14 protein-coding genes are annotated in these 14,614 nt (G+C 72.6%); 7 read left to right on the top strand and 7 right to left on the bottom strand.

Features of this window, described 5'->3' with window-relative positions; genetic code table 11:
- The first annotated feature begins 177 nt into the window (after positions 1-177).
- A complete protein-coding gene (locus tag M1R94_RS12930; protein WP_249382116.1) occupies positions 178-714 on the top strand; it encodes a hypothetical protein in 537 nt (178 codons plus the stop codon).
- Positions 715-758: 44 nt separating this feature from the next.
- Here the strand turns inward: M1R94_RS12930 and M1R94_RS12925 are convergent, their stop codons facing one another.
- From M1R94_RS12925 to M1R94_RS12895, 7 genes are all read right to left on the bottom strand, one after another.
- Entirely contained in the window at positions 759-1,052 is a 294-nt protein-coding gene (locus tag M1R94_RS12925; protein ID WP_249382115.1) for an SHOCT domain-containing protein, read from the bottom strand.
- Positions 1,049-1,534 carry a DUF6325 family protein gene (locus M1R94_RS12920; protein ID WP_249382114.1) on the bottom strand — a complete coding sequence of 162 codons (486 nt, stop codon included), beginning with the start codon at positions 1,532-1,534 and terminating at the stop codon, positions 1,049-1,051. Before M1R94_RS12920 ends, M1R94_RS12925 begins: the two co-directional genes overlap by 4 nt.
- 83 nt (positions 1,535-1,617) lie before the next feature.
- Positions 1,618-2,019: a hypothetical protein gene (locus M1R94_RS12915; RefSeq protein WP_249382113.1), complete on the bottom strand. Its 402-nt coding sequence runs from the start codon at positions 2,017-2,019 to the stop codon at positions 1,618-1,620.
- Between the two features lie 107 nt (positions 2,020-2,126).
- The gene (locus tag M1R94_RS12910; RefSeq protein WP_249382112.1) at positions 2,127-2,504 is read right to left on the bottom strand and encodes an META domain-containing protein; all 378 of its coding nucleotides are present in this window, start codon (positions 2,502-2,504) and stop codon (positions 2,127-2,129) included.
- A gap of 96 nt (positions 2,505-2,600) precedes the next feature.
- Entirely contained in the window at positions 2,601-3,008 is a 408-nt protein-coding gene (locus M1R94_RS12905) for a phage holin family protein (protein WP_249382111.1), read from the bottom strand.
- A gap of 6 nt (positions 3,009-3,014) precedes the next feature.
- Positions 3,015-3,224, bottom strand: coding sequence for a hypothetical protein (locus M1R94_RS12900; RefSeq protein WP_249382110.1), 210 nt, complete (start codon positions 3,222-3,224; stop codon positions 3,015-3,017).
- A 119-nt stretch (positions 3,225-3,343) separates the two neighbouring features.
- On the bottom strand, positions 3,344-5,977 hold the full coding sequence (locus M1R94_RS12895) for a helix-turn-helix transcriptional regulator (protein ID WP_249382109.1): 2,634 nt from the start codon (positions 5,975-5,977) through the stop codon (positions 3,344-3,346).
- 255 nt (positions 5,978-6,232) lie between these two features.
- Here M1R94_RS12895 and M1R94_RS20795 point away from each other — a divergent pair, with 255 nt between their 5' ends.
- The 6 genes from M1R94_RS20795 (at position 6,233) to M1R94_RS12865 (ending at position 14,594) form a co-directional block, all read left to right on the top strand.
- Positions 6,233-8,848, top strand: a complete 2,616-nt coding sequence (locus M1R94_RS20795) for a helix-turn-helix transcriptional regulator (RefSeq protein ID WP_249382108.1) — start codon at positions 6,233-6,235, stop codon at positions 8,846-8,848.
- A 126-nt stretch (positions 8,849-8,974) separates the two neighbouring features.
- Positions 8,975-9,466 (top strand): DUF1269 domain-containing protein, encoded by a 492-nt coding sequence (locus M1R94_RS12885; protein ID WP_249382107.1) that lies wholly within the window; start codon positions 8,975-8,977, stop codon positions 9,464-9,466.
- Positions 9,467-9,496: 30 nt separating this feature from the next.
- Positions 9,497-9,931: an META domain-containing protein gene (locus tag M1R94_RS12880; protein ID WP_249382106.1), complete on the top strand. Its 435-nt coding sequence runs from the start codon at positions 9,497-9,499 to the stop codon at positions 9,929-9,931.
- Positions 9,932-9,960: 29 nt separating this feature from the next.
- Positions 9,961-11,754 (top strand): SLC13 family permease, encoded by a 1,794-nt coding sequence (locus tag M1R94_RS12875; RefSeq protein WP_249382105.1) that lies wholly within the window; start codon positions 9,961-9,963, stop codon positions 11,752-11,754.
- A 96-nt stretch (positions 11,755-11,850) separates the two neighbouring features.
- A complete protein-coding gene (locus M1R94_RS12870) occupies positions 11,851-13,395 on the top strand; it encodes a leucyl aminopeptidase family protein (RefSeq protein WP_249382104.1) in 1,545 nt (514 codons plus the stop codon).
- Positions 13,392-14,594: a hypothetical protein gene (locus M1R94_RS12865; RefSeq protein ID WP_249382103.1), complete on the top strand. Its 1,203-nt coding sequence runs from the start codon at positions 13,392-13,394 to the stop codon at positions 14,592-14,594. Before M1R94_RS12870 ends, M1R94_RS12865 begins: the two co-directional genes overlap by 4 nt.
- Positions 14,595-14,614 lie beyond the last annotated feature (20 nt).

The raw sequence follows: 14,614 nt of genomic DNA, 5'->3' as shown, positions 1-14,614 counted from the left end.
GCCCGACCTGGGCGGTGCCGACGTCCTGGACGGTGCCGACGTCCCGGACGGCGCCGACGTCGAGGGTTGCCCAGCTGGTCTCAGGTCATCCGGATCGGGCGAGGTGCCGGCGGGAACCAGGCCCCAGGCTGGGGCCGCAGGGCAGGAAGGAGCCGGTGTCGTGCAGGGACGTCTGCGGTGACCCGGGGGCCGCGACCCGGTCAGCAGCGGCGGGCGCGCCTGCGGACTCATGTGCGGGCCACCCGCAGCGACCTGTCGCTGCGGCGGGAGGCCGACATGATGGCCTTCTACCTCGGGCTCACGTTGCTCGTGGCGCTCAACGTCACTCGTGACGAGGCCCCTCCACCTCTGCCGGAGCTGCTGCTGGTCATCTGGGGGACCACGGTCGGGCTCGCGGTGGCGCACTGGTTCGCCCTCACCCTGGCAGCCTTCCTCGTCCGGGACCCGAACATGCACCACACGCCGGGAGAGATGCTCATGAGCCAGGTCGTGATGGCCGGGGTGCTGGCGATCGTGGCGTCGGTGGCCGTGGTGCTCGTCCCCGTCCACATGGAGGTGCTGACCGCCCGGGTCGCCGTCGCTCTGTTCATCGGGGTCCTGGTGACGATGGAGGCGCGTTCGAACGGCAGCGCACTGCCGCGCGCCCTCGCGGTGGGGGTGGCCGCGCTGGGGGTGGCGATGATCCTCGCCACGATCAAGCTGGCCCTCAAGTGACCGACCGATCAGCCGCTGGTGCACAGGCAGCCGACCGCGGCGACTCATGAGGTGAGCAGCCGGACCTTCTGGGCTTCGAACTCCGCGTCGGTGAGCAGGCCGGCCGAACGCAGCTCGCCGAGCTTGGTCAGCTGGGCGTGCAGCTCGTCGATGCCGATCGGGCCGTCGGCCACCATCGCGGGAGGCGGCCCAGGAGGTGGCCCCGTCGGCGGTTGTGGGCTCCGGGCCGCCGCGACCCGGCCGGACACCGCCGTCGCGGTACCCGCCACGACAGCGGTCCGCGCGGCGGTGCCCAACAGGCTCGGACCCCGCCGCCCACGCCCCGTTGCCCGTCTCATGGCGCCCCTCCTTGGCTGCTCGGTTGCCCCGTGCCGGGGGGCGTGTCCGGGTCGCCGTCCATGCCCGGTCGTCCGAACGCGGCCTCCAGTCGGTCACGGGAGATCCGGTCGTACGCCGCGAGCTCTCCTCCGGCCTGTCGGATCGCCTCACCGAACGTGGCCGCCCAGAGGTTCTCCCAGACCAGGACGAGAGTCGTGCTGTCCGGCCGCAGCGCAGCGGCGACGGCGGCGAGGTCGTCCTCGCTGAGCAGCTCGAGGACCTCGCCGTCGACGGAGTCGAAGGCCTCGACATGCTCGTCCTGGAGCTCTCCCGCCGTCACTCCTCCCGCCTGGTCGTTGTGCAGGACCACCGCGTCAAGGAGCCGCACGGTGCCCGGTTCCACGATCTGCCTGAGGGGTGGCACCACCCTCGGGTCCAGCGCCGGCCCGGGGAAGGTGAGGGCCACCCATTCGACCGGGCCGGCAGCGGGTGCGTTCGTCATGGCTTCCTCCGAGGGGCTCCACACGAACTGTGGCGCACGATGGTGGCGGGACACCTCACCCGGCAAGGGTGAGGCGGCTCAGGTCAACCGAGCATCCGACGGACCCCCAGTCGGGAGAGCAGCAGCACGGCGATCAGCAACGTCACCGGGACGAACCCGCCGAGACGGACGTCATCCCCGAACGCGAGGTCGACCAGCCAGAGCACGAGCAGCTTCGAGCCGGGCAGGACGAGGGCCAGCATGACCACCGCGACGAGGCGCTGGGCGACCGTCCCGCCCGCGCGGAGCCGCCCCACCACTCGCTTCTTGACGGAGACGATCACCTCCAGCGCCAGCTTGAGCAGCACGGCAGTGAGGAGCGAGAGGGTGAACGTCTCGCTGATCACGCTCGGCACGTACTCGATGGCGAGATTCAGGACCGTGACGTACACGAAGACGTCGACGACGTGCACCGGCCGCAGGCGGACGGGTCCTGAACCGGCCACCAGCTTCCTCCTCGTGCCGGGCGCGCTCCTGCGAGGTCACGGCCAGTCTCCTGTTGCGGGCACCCCTGGGGCTTCCCCCGCTTCGGGTGGTCACCCGCTCGGGCGTGTCAGGCCTCGGTCTCGACGAGCACCAGACCGGACGTGCTGTCACCGATGGTCAGCCTGCGCCCCTCGAGGGCCAGGGCAGGGCTGCTCCGCAGCAGTTCCGCGAGCCAGGTGTCCTGGGTCATCAGCTCGGGGGAGCAGGCCATCATCGTGCTGGCGAGCACGGGGGCGACGAGGGTGCCGTTCGTCCAGGTGGCGGATCCGAACAGCGTGTTGCAGCCGGCCTGTGCGGCGAGGCCGTCCACCCCGAAGGTGAGCCGCACGGCACTGCCTGCGACCAGAGACCGTCCGTGCGTCTCGACCGAGGCGAAGGTTCGACCGGCGAGGGGAGGCGCGTCCGCTCCGCCATCGTTGCCAGGCTCGACCGGCGGGCTGCCCATGTCTCGAAGCCTAGTGAGTCGACGGCTGTCGCGAGGAGACCTGGACGTGACCGCTGGGCGATGGGGCGTGGGCCTCGGGACGCCTCGCCTCGACCGTCAGGGGGCGGCGCGGCGGCGTTCCGCGGCGGCGGCGGCTCCCCGCTTGACCGCGACGAGCGGGAGGAGCAGCGCGGCGACCATGGTGACGATCCACACCACCACCGACGCGTAGATCCATGGGCCCACGCCGCCGCGGATGCTCAACCCCTCGATCAGCACCGACGTGATCAGCAGGGCCGCGACCGTGCTGAGAAGGCCGGCCGCCCCGACGAGCGCCGACGCGTTCTTGACCGCCGTCTTGGTGATGAACGGCGTGAGCAGCGACTGCAGCACCGCGAAGACCACGACGACGACCAGGAACGACCGCCAGCCGATCGACATCTCGGGCACCATCAGCGTCGCGACGTAGAGGCCGACGGCGGCCGAGCCGAGGAAGACGGCGGCGCGGATCACGACACGGACCATGGGAACTCATCTCTCACTCTCGGTCTCGGCGGGGATGGTGACGACCTCGACGATCGCGATGCCGAGATCGTTGAGGTGGTGGAGGACGCCTTGGAGCTCCTCCTGATCGGCGACCGGGCCGACCAGGGCCGTGTGGGCGGGCTGGGCGACGCAGGTCAGGGCGGGGAACGCCGCCAGCGCGTCCGCGGGCAGGTCCGCCGACAGGCGGATGAGCATCTGGGGCATCACCGATGCCCCGCACCCTGAGCAGACGTGGCCATCCCCCAAGTCTCTGCGCACCGTCGGGTCCACGCCTCGCCCGAACCGGGCGACCCGGACGGACGGTGCAGCGCCGCTCAGGACGGCGGCAGGAGCCCCAGCTCGCGGCCACGCCGGACGGCCTGGCCGGCGCGCTCGACGCCGAGCTTGCGGTACAGAGAGCGCACGTGCGTCTTCACGGTGTTGGGCGTGATGAAGAGCGCGTGCCCGATGCCTTCGTAGGACATGCCGTCGCGCAGGTGGCCCAGCACGGCGGCTTCACGGTCGGTGAGCAGCGATCTGCTCACGACCTCGCGCGGACGATGGCCCGGGCTCCCGTCCCGACCTGAGGCAACCGGGGCCTGTCGGTGACGGAACCGCCCCAGTCGCTCGAGCGCGGTGGCGGCGTACGGGTGCCCTCCGGGCAGGCGGGCCTCGTCGGTGAGCAGGTCGGCCAGGAGACCGTCGCCGCCCGCCGCGATGACGAGGAGCATGTCGACCGCGCCGGTCGCCACGCGGCTCAGCAGGTCGGGCAGCAGAGGGCGGGCCGCCTCACCGCCGTCGACAGCCAGGGTCAGGCGCACCAGGCACGCCGCAGCAGCCGCACCGGTGGCGGGCAGCACCATGGGGCCCTGGAGCAGCTCGCCCAGGAGTGCTCTCGCGCGCGGCACGTCCCCGGCGAGCATCGCGGCGACACCCCGGAAGAGCGCGCCGTCCTGCGGGTGGCCGAGGTCGTCGAGCTCCTGCGCCTCGCGCTGGAGGGCGCTGACGTCCCAGCGCGCCGCGGCGAGCTCCGCGCGGGCGACCGCCACGAGACGTCCGAGCTGTGGCGGGAGGTCTGCCCGTCGCAGCGACCTCCCGGAGAGGACCTCCCATGCGGGCTCGTGGTCGCCCTCGAGCGTCAGCAGACGCCCTCGTGTGACGCGGGCGAGGGTGAGGACCGTGGGGTCGAGCTCGTCGGGCGGCATCTGCTCGAGAGACGCGAGGTGGTCCCAGGCGGACTCGGGGTCCAGGTGTGCGAACGAGGTGCAGGCCGCCGCCACGTGCGCGCGCGCCGTGTAGGGGTCGGTGAGAAGGTGCGACGACGCCGCCACGCCGAGGCTCGTGCGAGCGCTCTCAGCGGCCGCGGCATAGGCCCCGTCCACCACCTCGATCACCGACCGGTGCGCCAGTGCTGCGGCGAGCAGCCGGGGTGACCCGTCGAGCTCGGCGACGGTCGTGCCGCGTTCGGTCCAGAGCGCCGCCTGCGAGACGTCACCGAGCCAGAGGTTGACGGCCCCGAGCTCGAACGACAGCCAGCTCCGTCGAGCGGTGCACAGCTCGGCCTGGTCGCCGGCATCGATCGCGATCAGCATCGTGCTGGCCGAGGCCACCGCCTCATGCGCCGCCACGAGGCCGTAGCGGGCTTCCCACAGTGCGAGAAGGACCCTGTCGACCACGTGGCGCGCGGAGCGTGGTAGCGGTGATCGGGTCGCCGCCGCTGCCTTGTCGAGCTCGCGGAGCCGAGCCGCGTCGCGCAGGCCCGCGATGACATTCCCCGACACCCGGTGCCGTAGGGCACGGACGGCGACGAGGGATGGCTCGTTCTCGGCGACGTCGTCGGGCAGGGCGGTGAGTGCGGCGTCGAAGACGTCCTCGCGGAGCTCGGCCAGCAGCGACGGCCCGTGCTCCATGAGGGCGTCGACGATGGTGTCCGGGTCCTGCCCTGCCGTGGCGTGCTGCACGGCGCGTGCGCGTTCGCCTCGGGCACCGAAGTACTGGAGCGCGCGGCGGTGCGCCAGGACCGCGACCACCCGCTCGGGTCCGTCCGCGGACGTCCGGTACCTCAGGTACCGGCGGAGCACGGGGTGCAGGACCCAGGGTGCGCCCGACGTCCCCCGGGCTCCCGTCACCAGGCCACCGGACTCGGCCGCTCTCGCGAGGTGGTCGAGGGCAGTGGGAGTGCCTGTCAGGCCCAGGACGTCGTCCCGCTCGAGCAGGTCGTGGCGCGCGACCGCCAGGAGCGTCGCCCTCTCGTCGGCGGGGAGACGATCGACGAGAGGAGCGGCCAGCTCGTCCAGTGCGCGCAGGTCGAGCCATGGCTCGTGCGCCCCGGAGCCTTCTCCGTGCTGGGGTCGGGCGTGGGTGATCGCCTGCGCGGCCGACACCACGGCCGACGCCCATCCCGCTCCGATCCGCCGGGCCTCGGTGACGTCGAGGTCGGTCAACGCGGGGAACCGGGAGCGGACGATCTCCTCCGCCTCGTCGGGGTCGAGCCACAGGGCGTCCGGCCCGATGAGCGTGGCGCGCTCGTCGGTCCCGGGCAGGGGTGACAGGCGGTGCTGCTCGACCCCGACGACGAGGTGGATCTGGTCACGACGCCGCGCGGTGGCCTCCGCGAGCCCAGCGACCAGGCGCTCGTCGGTGACGTCGTCCACGACGACCGTCAACGGCCAGGACCCGTGGGGACGGGCTGCGAGCCGCTCGACCACCTCGTCCGGCCGGGCTCGCGGGTCGGGTGCCAGCCAGCGCACGGCGTCCGGGCCACGGACCAGGACCAGCCGGTGCGCCCATCCGGCCAGGAGTGACGTCTTCCCGGTACCACGTGGCCCGCAGACCACGGTGACCCGCGCTTCGTCGCCGGCGTCGAGAGCGGCCTCGAGGCGCGGACGGCGGACCGCCCACGCCCCGACGGGAGGTACGGCCGGCGTGCTCGCCCTGGCTCGCCCTCCCACCCCCTCGGGTCTCAGCACGTCCGCTCCAGCCGTGTCAGAGGATGAACCGGCCCGTTCCCCACGCGACCCGTCCAGCCTGGATCTCACCCGACGGTCACCCGAACGGGTGGGACTACCGCGGGCATCGTCTCCTTAACATCAGGAGCGGCACAAGCATGTGCCGCTGGGCACGTGTGGCCGTGCGGGAGGCGGTGTGGACGTCCGAGGACGACGCCGCGCAGACCGCAGGCCGGTCGAGACCGGTGCCGGGCACCTCCCCGTCCGTCCAGGACCGTGAGCCGGGTCGACGGTGCGGTACGGCCCGACCCGCCGATCCTGCCGCGCACCTACGTCCGGCCGGCCCGCCTGTGGAGCGCCCTCGATGATGCAGCGGGGTGCGTGGTCACCGAGGTGGTGGGTCCGGCCGGCAGTGGCAAGAGCCTCGGCGTCGCCGGTTGGATCGAACACCGGAGCACGGCTGACCAGGGGCCGCAGGGCCGGCCGGAGGCAGGTACGTCATGGTGGACCGTCACCCCTGAGCTCACCGCGGACGGGCTGCGTGACCTGCTGGACCGTGCGGCCCTTGCTGCCCCCGGCTCGGGCGGACCGCCCCAGCGGCTGGTGCTCGACAACGCCGAGCGCCTGAGCCCTCCATGCGTCACGGAGCTGCAGGCACACCTCGACAGGGGGCCGGACCGCGTCCGCCTGGTTCTCCTGACCCGTTGGGACCTGCCGCTCCAGCGGCTGGGCCCGATGCTGCTCGGCACCATGAGCGTGATCCGTGGTGACGTGATGCGGCTGACCGACGACGAGGTGCGGCACCTGGTCGCCCTTCACGCCGGAGAGTGCCCCCGGGAGCTTGTCGAGAGCGTCGTCGACCAGATGCGCGGGTGGTGCGCGGCTGTCGTCCTGGCCGCCCGTGCGGCCCAGGGGCTGCGCCATCACGCGGCTGCCGACCGCGCCCTGTCGACCATGAGGCTGGTCGGCACGTCCGCGTCGCGCCTCGTCGGCCAGGAGGCGTTCGCGAGTCTCGGGCCGCGTGAGCGGCACGTGCTGCTCACGGTCTGCCACGAGGAGCTCGTCACGGGATCGACGGCCGTCCACCTCAGCCAGGACGAAGGTGCCCTCGAGGTCTTGATGGGCCTCGAGGAGACCGGGCTGCTCGTCCAGCGTGAGCCGGTGAGCCTGCAGGCTGGTCCAGGAGAGGACGTGTTCCGGGTCCACCCGATCCTCCTGGAGGTGGTGCGCAGCCGTCTCGCGGCGGGAGGTGCCGACGTGGACCGGGCACGGCGCTCCGTGGTCCGGGCGGCGCGGACCGACATCGCGCGCGGTGACGTGGGAGCAGGGCTGCGGCGGACGTACGGCGGTGCCGGGGGTGCGGACGCCGTCGCTGCGCTCGCCCGTCACGGTCTCGCCGCAGTGGTGCGGGGCGACGGGGAGTCCGTCGCGGTGCTCGTGCGCCGCTGCGAGCGTGCCGTCGAGTCGGAGCCACGGGTCTGGGTCGCAGCCGCCGCCGAGCGGTGGCTGGCCGGCGACGTGGAGGCGGCCGCTCGGTGGAGCGCCCGGATCCTGTCGGCCGACGACGCGGTCGGCGCGGCCCCCGTGGAGGGCTCCGCACGCGACGCTGCGGACGCCGACATCGCGATCGCCCACCTGCTTCGTGCGCAGCTCGGCACCGAGGACGCCGGAGCAGCCTCGCAGGCGGCGATCGCGGTCCTGGCCCGGACTGCGCCGCTGGACCCGCCGCGCGATGCGCTCCTGGCCGACCTGCGCGGCGCGGCGAGCACCTGGACGGGGGACCTCGACACGGCCGAACGCGAGCTGGCCGTGGCGGTGATGTCGGCACGTACCCAGCGGTTCGACGCGCTGACCCCGGACGCGCTGAGCAGGATGGCCCTCACCGAGCTGCTGCGAGGCCGACCCGCGGCTGCGGCTGACCTCGCCGCCGATGCGCTCCGCTGCACCACGACGGTGGGCGCGTCGGCCCAGGCGGTGGCCGACGCGGCGTCGGCCCGCCTCGAGCCGTGGCGCCACGCGGCGGGATCGCTGCCCCCACCCCCTGCTGCAGGACGCGACCTGGTGGCGACCTTCGTCGCGCACGTGACGGCGGCGCAGCGCCTCGTGATGCGGGGTCGCGCCGCAGAGGCAGAGCTGGCGCTCTGCATACCGCCTGCCCTCCCGGCGCTCCCACGACACCTCGCCGTCGACCTGCGGCTCCGGCGCGCGCTGGTGGCCGCCAGCTGCGACGACACGGACGTGCTCGCCGAGGTGGCGGCAGAGCTCGATGACCGGGACGCTGAGCCGGAGCGCTACCTGGTGGAGGCGTTCCACGCGGTCTGCCGGTCCGACCTCACCCGGGCCGAGGCCTGCCTGCGGTCCGCCGCGGCAGACGAGGAGAAGCCCTTCGTGGCGGTCACGGCGACGGTGACCTCTGCCCAGCTGGCCGCGACCCGGGGCGACCGGCGAACCGCACGCATGCTCGTCGCCGAGGCGGTCGACCGTGGGCAGCACCGGCGGGACGCCGTGCCGTTCGTCGGGTGGGTCGGGCACCTCGTGCCACTCCATGTCCTGCTTGCCGACGTCCCCGCGGACCGGACCTCGTCGCCGTGGTCAAGGGTCCTGGTGCGGGAGTCGCGCGCCCACGGGTCCGTCTCGGCGCTCGTCGCCCACCGCACCGCTACCCGGCGCGAACGGGTGCCCGCACACACCCCGGCGTGCCCGGCGCTGACCGCACGCGAGCACGAGGTCCTGACGCAGCTCGCGCGGGGTGCGACCTACGCGGACATCGCCGCCACCCTGTTCGTCAGCTCCAACACCGTGAAGACGCACGTCACGAGCCTGTACGGCAAGCTCGGCGCGGCACGGCGCAGCCAGGCGCTCGCCACAGCCCGCACGCTGCACCTCGTGTGAGCCGGCAGATCACCCGTTCCGGGTGCAGAGCAGCCAGACCACCCGTTCCGGGTGGTCACGGCCCCGCGGCGATCGGCCACGGTGAACGAACAGGTCCCTCACGTGACCTCTGACCAAGGAGCACCCATGTCCGAGCTGATCATCCTGGGATACGACGACCACGCCACCGCGCAGAAGGCGTACGAGAAGGTCCTGGAACTCCAGCGGGACTACGTGGTCGACCTCAGCGGCCTCGCGGTCGTCCGCGTGGACGCAGACGGCAAGCAGCACGTCGACACCCCCGCCCGGATCGTCGGCACCTCGGCCGCGTCGGGCGCCCTGTGGGGGTGGCTCTTCGGTCTCCTCTTCCTCGCGCCGGGGCTCGGGCTCCTCGTCGGCGGGGCGATCGGGGCGCTCAGCGGCCGGCTCGGGAAGGCCGGCATCGACCGTGCGTTCCAGGACCGGGTCCAGGCGATGCTCTCTCCTGGCAGGGCGGCTGTCGTCCTCATGGCGAAGAAGATCACGGAGGACAGGTTCGGCAGCGCGATGAGCGAGTTCGGCGGGACCGTGCTCCAGACCTCGTTGTCCGCGCAGGACGAGAAGGACCTCGCCGACGACCTCGTGGCACCGCAGTCCTGAGGACCAGGTGACCGGACGGAGGAAGGTGCCATGGACGAGGTGCGTGTGAGGGACCGCAGCCTCCGGGCGGTGCCGGTGATGCTGATGGGGCTCGCGATGGGCCTGTCGGCGTGCGGTGGCGGGTCAGCCGTCGGCGGGGCCGACCTGGAGGGCAGGACGTTCGTCTCGACGGACGTCGCGGGGTACGAGCTCGTCGAGGGAACTGCGGTGCAGGTCATCTTCCAGTCGGACCGCATCTCGGTGCACGCCGGGTGCAACACGCTCAACGGCGGGGCGACCTGGGAGGGGGACGTCCTGAGGGTCGCCGAACCGATGGCGCAGACGATGATGGCCTGCGGCGACGACCTCTCGCGGCAGGACGACTGGCTCGAGGCATTCCTCATGTCCGAGCCGGCGCTGCGCCTGGACGGGAGCACCCTGGTGCTCGGTGACAGCACTGAAGGCCTGACCCTCGAAGAGCAGTAGCGCGGGCCGGCAGAGAGCGGCCGGGAGACATGGACCCTGCTGTCGTCAGCCTCGTGGTGCTCGGTTGCACGGTGGCGCTCTTCCTGTGGAACCGGCTGCCGGTCGGCGTGGTCGCCATCTTCACGGCCCTCGCGCTGTACGCCACCGGGGTGCTCGACGTCGGCACGGCGCTCGGCGGGTTCGGTGACCCGGTGGTGGTGTTCGTCGCCTCGCTCTTCGTGGTGAGCGAGGCGCTCGACGCCACCGGCGTGACCACGTGGGCGGGACAGGTCATCACGGAGCGTGCCGGGACCGGACGGCGCGCACTGCTCATCGCGGTCATGCTGCTCGCTGCCGTGCTCACCGCGTTGGTGAGCCCCAACGGTGCCGTCGCCGCCCTGCTGCCGATGGTCGTCGTGATCGCGGTACGCAACGACCACCCCCCGTCGAAGATGCTCATCCCGCTCGCGTTCGCGGCCCACGCGGGATCGTTGCTCGCCCTGACCGGTAGCCCTGTCAACGTCATCGTCAGCGACGCTGCGGTCGAGTCGGGCGCCGGGCGGTTCGGCTTCTTCGAGTACGCCCTCGTCGGTCTGCCGCTCGTCGCGGCCACCGTGGTGCTCTGCACCCTCCTCGGGGAGCGCCTGCTGCCGAGCTCGGCGAGTGCGTCACCGGTCGGCGACCTGAGTCGGCAGGCCCGCGTCCTGTCAGGGCACTACGCCCTGCAGGACGGCTTCTACCGGCTGGGCGTCAGGCCCGGGTCGCCCCTGATCGGTTCCTCCGTGCCCGCCGACCACCCGCCGGGAATGGCAGTCCTCGGGGTGCAGAGACCCGACGGGGCAGCGGCCCCGCCGAACCACATGATCGTTCCCGGGGACGTGATCGTGGTGAGCGGGCCCGCCACCGACGTCCTCACCTTCGCCGAGGTCAGGCAGCTGGATGTGGGTCTCCGGCCGGTCAGCGACGACGCGCTGGTGACCCGGGAGGCGGGGGTGGTCGAGGTCGTCGTCGCACCCCGGTCGCCCCTCGTCGGTGAGCGGGTGTTCCCCGGGATGGTCCGCATGGGAGAGCTGGTGGTTCTCGCGGTGCGTCACCGTGGACGCGAGACCGGGACGAGCGGCGTGGTGGTCACCGAAGGCGACAGTCTGGTGCTGCACGGCCCGTGGGCCGTCATCGACAGCCTGCTCGACGACCGTGACGTGCTGATCGTCGACTCCCCGGAGACCTTGCGCCGCCAGACCGTACCCCTGGGGCTCAGGTCGGCCGAGGCGCTCGGCGTCCTGGTGGTCATGGTCGTCCTGCTCGCGACCGGCGTGGTGCCACCCGCGGTCGCGGGCCTCGGCGCAGCTGCGGCGATGGTGCTGCTGCGCGTCGTCTCCCCTCCGCAGGCGTACCGGGCCGTGTCCTGGCAGACGGTGGTGCTCCTCGGCGGACTCATCCCGCTCTCCACGGCGATCTCCGACTCGGGTGCCGCGGACCTGCTCGCGGGTGCGCTGCTGGGCTCCCTGACGGACGCGTCCCCGTACCTGCTGCTCCTGGCGCTCTTCCTCGTCACGGCCGCGCTGGGCCAGGTGGTGAGCAACACCGCCACGGTGCTGATCGTCGTCCCGATCGCGCTGGCCGCGGCGAGCGACGGCGGTGTGGCCGTCGAGCCGGTCCTCATGACGGTGGCCGTGGCCGGCGCTGCCTCCTTCCTCACCCCGATCGCGACCCCCGCGAACATGATGATCATGGGCCCCGGCGGCTACCGCTTCGGCGACTACTGGCGACTGGGTGCGGTGCTCCTCGTGACGTGGCTCGTGATCGCGCTCGTCGTCATCCCCGTGGTGTGGCCGTTCCGGTGACGGCGTGACCCGAAACGGGTGATCCTCTCGGGCGGACCGCGCACGAGGCTGGTCACGAGCGCGAGCCGCGGTGCTCGCACACGAAGGAGGCTCGCCATGGCACGCCGGCCGAACAAGCTCATCCCCGAGTCCTTCACCCCGGTGCCGTCCGAGCGGGCTCGACCGGCCGTGACCGTGGTCGACGACCTCTCGGACGTCGACGTGGTGGGTGTGGTGGTGCACACCGACGGAGCGGTGCCCGACGAACTCGGTCTGTCGCGCGAGGCCCTCACCCGCACCGGGTTCGACGCGAAGGTCGGCAGTGCCCTCGTGCTGCCCACCGAGGAGTCCCCGTTCCGGGTCGCCGTGGGGGGAGGCCCCCTCGCGGATCAGGGCGAGGAGACCCTGCGCGACGCCGCCGCGGCGCTCGGCCGCGCCGCCCCCCGGGCCGAGCACGTCGGGCTGCGGCTCCCCGCGCTCGGAGGCGTCGACCCGCAGGCCGCGGCACAGGCGCTGACCGAGGGTGTCGTCCTCTCCCGCTACCGCTACGCAGGGCTGAAGAGCAGCCCCACGGACCCACCCCTGGCAGTGCTCCGGCTTCGGCTCGACGGTGCGGAGCTCGCCGAGGCCGGGGCGGGAGCGGCGACCGGTTCGGTCACCGCGCGGGCGACCTCGGTCGCACGCGACCTCACCAACACCCCCGCCGCTCACCTCACCGCCCCTGACCTTGCGGACGTCGCGGTGGAGCTCGGGCGCACGTATGGTTTCGACGTCGAGGTGTTCGACGAGGCGCAGCTCATCGCGATGGGCTGCGGGGGACTCCTGGGGGTCAACCGGGGGAGCGTGGAGGAGGCGCGGCTGATCAAGCTGGTCCACGCACCGGAGGGCGGCCGGCAGCACCTGACGCTGGTCGGCAAGGGGATCATGTACGACTCCGGCGGCATCAGCCTCAAGCCGTCCGATCCCATGCACCTGCTGATGAAGATGGACATGGGGGGTGCGGCCGCGATCCTCGGCGCCTTCACCGCGCTGCGCGAGAGCGGGGTGGCGTGCCGAGTCACCGGCTTCCTGGCGTGCACCGACAACGTGCCCTCGGGCGGCGCGTACGTGCTCGGGGATGTCCTGCACACCCGTGGCGGCACCACCATCGAGGTGAAGAACACCGACGCCGAGGGCCGGCTGGTCATGAGCGACGCCCTCGTCCTGGCCACGGAGGAGGCGCCGTCGGCCGTGGTGACGGTGGCGACGCTGACCGGCGCCGCGCTCGCCGCGCTCGGGCCGGCCATGGCCGTCACGCTGGGCAACGACCAGGCCCTCGTCGACCGTGTGCGTGCAGCGGCCGACGCCACGGACGAGCGTGTCTGGCAGCTGCCGCTCGAGCGGCGGTACCGCAAGCAGCTCGACTCCGACGTCGCCGACATCTCCAACCTCGGCGGTCCGTACGCCGGGGCGATCACCGCGGCCCTGTTCCTCGAGGACTTCGTGGACGACGTGCCATGGGCGCACCTCGACATCTGCGGTCCCATGCAGGCCGAGTCGGACGAGGCGTGGCGCTCGAAGGGGGCCACCGGCTTCGGTGCGCGACTGCTCCTGGAGCTCGCGCGGGGGTTCGAGTCTGCTGCACCCGGCGGATCCACCGACGGGGGAGACCTGCCGGCATGAACCCGGTGCTCGCGTTCGTCGTCGTCATGGCGGTCTGGACCGTCAGCGACCTCGTCGCCAAGAAGACGCGATCGCTGCTCTCGTCGCTGTTCGTCGCGTCGCTGATCTTCCTCGTCGGGTTCCTCACCGACGTCTTCCCCGACGACCTGCTCTCGAGCTCGGCGCTCCTGGGCCTGGGCGGGGTGGTGGTGGGCTTCATCATCGTCCACCTGGGGACGCTCATCGGCCTCGACGACTTCCGCAAGCAGTGGAGGACGCTCCTGGTCGGCATCGCCACGGTGGTCGGCATCGGCATCGCGCTGCTCGTGGCCGCGCTGATCTTCGGGGGTCGTGCCCCCGGTGGCTACGAGGGCGTCGCGAGCGCCCTGGACTTCGTGGTGGCCGGGACGGGTGCCCTCAGCGGGGGGACCATCTCGGTCCTGATCGTCCAGGAGGCCGCGCTGGGGTTCGGACTCACGTCGGTCGCGATCTTCCCGGTCCTCATCGCAGCTCTGCAGGGCCTTGTCGGCTTCCCGTTGACCTCCCTCATCCTCCGACGTGAGGCGCAGCGGCTCAAGGTCGCGTACCGCGCCGGGGACCTTCCGCCGGCGCCCGCAGCGGAGGAGGGGACCGCCGCGGGCACGAGGCTTCCCGCTGCGCTGCGGACGACGGCCGGGACGCTCTTCGTGATCGGCGTCGTCGTCCTGGTCTCCATCGGCGTCGACGGCCTGACGGACGGCGTGCTCAACACCTTCGTGGTCGCACTGCTCCTCGGCATCACGCTCCGGGCCGCGGGCGTGCTCAAGCCGTCCGCCCTGGCCGGGATCGACGCCCTGGGGCTGATGATGATCTCGATCCTCATCCTCGTGTTCGCGCCGCTCGCCGGTGTCTCGCCGTCCGACGTGGCGGCCCTGGCACTCCCGCTCGCGCTGGCGTTCGTCTTCGGGCTCGTGGGCATCACCCTGTTCGCCGCTGCCGTCGGCAAGCTCCTCGGCTACAGCGTCCCGATGTCCGTCGCGATCGGCCTCACGTCCTTGTACGGCTTCCCCGGGACGCTGATCCTCAGCCAGGAGGCCGCGCGGGGCGCCGGTGAGACTGCGGATGAGGCTGCTGCGATCGAGGCCGCCATCCTCCCCAAGATGATCGTCGCGGGGTTCTCCACCGTCACGATCACGTCGGTCGTGGTCACCAGCATCATCGCGGCAGGGATCGGCGGGTAGACGGGTCGAGGTGGGCGCGA

The organism is Actinotalea alkalitolerans, assembly GCF_023369855.1.
Taxonomy (GTDB): domain Bacteria; phylum Actinomycetota; class Actinomycetes; order Actinomycetales; family Cellulomonadaceae; genus Actinotalea.
This window is presented reverse-complemented; position numbering and strand designations above follow the sequence as displayed.

Excerpts from the sequence above, each read along its gene's own strand:
- M1R94_RS12925 (WP_249382115.1), bottom strand. The coding sequence starts at position 1,052 with ATGAGACGGGCAACGGGGCGTGGGCGGCGGGGTCCGAGCCTGTTGGGC.
- M1R94_RS12920 (WP_249382114.1), bottom strand. The coding sequence starts at position 1,534 with ATGACGAACGCACCCGCTGCCGGCCCGGTCGAATGGGTGGCCCTCACC.
- M1R94_RS12910 (WP_249382112.1), bottom strand. The coding sequence starts at position 2,504 with ATGGGCAGCCCGCCGGTCGAGCCTGGCAACGATGGCGGAGCGGACGCG.
- M1R94_RS12905 (WP_249382111.1), bottom strand. The coding sequence starts at position 3,008 with ATGGTCCGTGTCGTGATCCGCGCCGCCGTCTTCCTCGGCTCGGCCGCC.
- M1R94_RS12900 (WP_249382110.1), bottom strand. The coding sequence starts at position 3,224 with ATGCTCATCCGCCTGTCGGCGGACCTGCCCGCGGACGCGCTGGCGGCG.
- M1R94_RS12885 (WP_249382107.1), top strand. The coding sequence starts at position 8,975 with ATGTCCGAGCTGATCATCCTGGGATACGACGACCACGCCACCGCGCAG.
- M1R94_RS12880 (WP_249382106.1), top strand. The coding sequence starts at position 9,497 with ATGGACGAGGTGCGTGTGAGGGACCGCAGCCTCCGGGCGGTGCCGGTG.
- M1R94_RS12875 (WP_249382105.1), top strand. The coding sequence starts at position 9,961 with ATGGACCCTGCTGTCGTCAGCCTCGTGGTGCTCGGTTGCACGGTGGCG.
- M1R94_RS12870 (WP_249382104.1), top strand. The coding sequence starts at position 11,851 with ATGGCACGCCGGCCGAACAAGCTCATCCCCGAGTCCTTCACCCCGGTG.
- M1R94_RS12865 (WP_249382103.1), top strand. The coding sequence starts at position 13,392 with ATGAACCCGGTGCTCGCGTTCGTCGTCGTCATGGCGGTCTGGACCGTC.